This is a genomic window from Pseudonocardia sp. SID8383, assembly GCF_009864975.1.
In the GTDB taxonomy this organism is placed as follows: Bacteria; Actinomycetota; Actinomycetes; order Mycobacteriales; family Pseudonocardiaceae; genus Pseudonocardia; species Pseudonocardia alni.
In genome coordinates, this window is sequence record NZ_WWFY01000934.1 from 1 (window position 1) to 1,161 (window position 1,161).

Annotated in this window: 1 protein-coding gene and 1 pseudogene; one reads left to right on the forward strand and one right to left on the reverse strand. The window is 75.3% G+C overall.

Annotated elements, in window-relative coordinates; all coding sequences use genetic code 11:
• Positions 1-477 (reverse strand): annotated as a pseudogene (locus GTW08_RS22390) (chromosomal replication initiation protein DnaA); the annotation flags it as partial.
• A gap of 507 nt (positions 478-984) precedes the next feature.
• On the opposite strand from GTW08_RS22390, the gene rpmH reads away from it, so the two are divergent.
• The gene (rpmH, locus tag GTW08_RS22395; protein ID WP_020622600.1) at positions 985-1,122 is read left to right on the forward strand and encodes a 50S ribosomal protein L34; all 138 of its coding nucleotides are present in this window, start codon (positions 985-987) and stop codon (positions 1,120-1,122) included.
• The last annotated feature ends 39 nt before the right edge of the window (positions 1,123-1,161 follow it).

The window sequence follows — 1,161 nt, forward strand, 5'->3', positions numbered from 1 at the left end:
GCCGTCGGCGGGGGCGTGCTCGCGCGCGGGGCGGTCGTGTGCGGGACGGGTGCCGTGGTCCCCGTCGGCCGACGCGGCCGGGTCGTCGCCGGCCCGGTCACCGGTGCCGGTGTCGCGGACGCTGTCCCCCGCGGTGACGCCGCGGTGCATGCCGAACCCGGGCGGGTCGGGGACCTCGGTGCCGCCGGACGCCGCGGAGGCGTCGACGACGACGGCGAGGTTGACCGCCACACCGAGGTGGCGGCCGAGGGCGTCGCTGATCGGCCTGCGCAGGATCCGCTCGATGGCGTCCTTCGCGAACTCACTCGGCGCGGCGAGCAGTGCGGTGCCGTCGAGCAGGCCGAGGGGACGGGTCAGGCGCAGGAACGCGCGCTGCTGCGGGGAGAGGGCGGGTGTGCCGGACTCGGCCGACGCGCCGGAGAGATCGGCGATGACCCGGTTCCAGACCGCGCCGAGATCGCCCGGCTGGTCGGTCATCCGCGTTTCCCCCTCCCGATCGACCGCCGCCGGCGGTCTGCTCCCCCCGGAGCACTGGCGATGAGCCGTCCGGACACGAGGACTCGGCCTCGGGGGCGATGTATCCCCAGAGTTGTCCACACTTGTGCGTAAAGGTACGCAGCAGGTCCCGGCCGACGCGCATCGGGGCACCGGCCGTCGGTCGTGTGGAGGTCTCGGTCGGGGTGCGGGCGGTCGTTACTCCCGCGCCGGTCCCGGGCGGGGTCGGCGACGCTAGCAGCAGCCGTCGTGGCGGGCGTCCGGCGGGGTCGCGGCGCCCGGTGGGGGCGGTTTGACCCCCTCGAAACGCGCTGCGTACCCTTGACGACCGGACACCTGGTCGGATGGGCGTGTCGCGCCCGTCGAACGCGGCTCCCCGCATCTGTCGTTGTGGAGCGTCGTGTGGCCGGTGGCCCGCGAACCCGAGCCAGTGACCGTAGACATCTCGGCGTCGCAGGACGCCTGCGAACCGCCGACCAGGAGCCGACCGTGAGCAAGCGTACTTTCCAGCCGAACAACCGCCGCCGGGCCAAGACGCACGGCTTCCGGCTGCGCATGCGCACCCGCGCCGGCCGCGCGATCCTCGCCGCGCGCCGTCGCAAGGGGCGCGGCAACCTCTCGGCCTGACGGCCGGCGCCCCCACCGGCCCGCGCCGTGCTGCCGGCA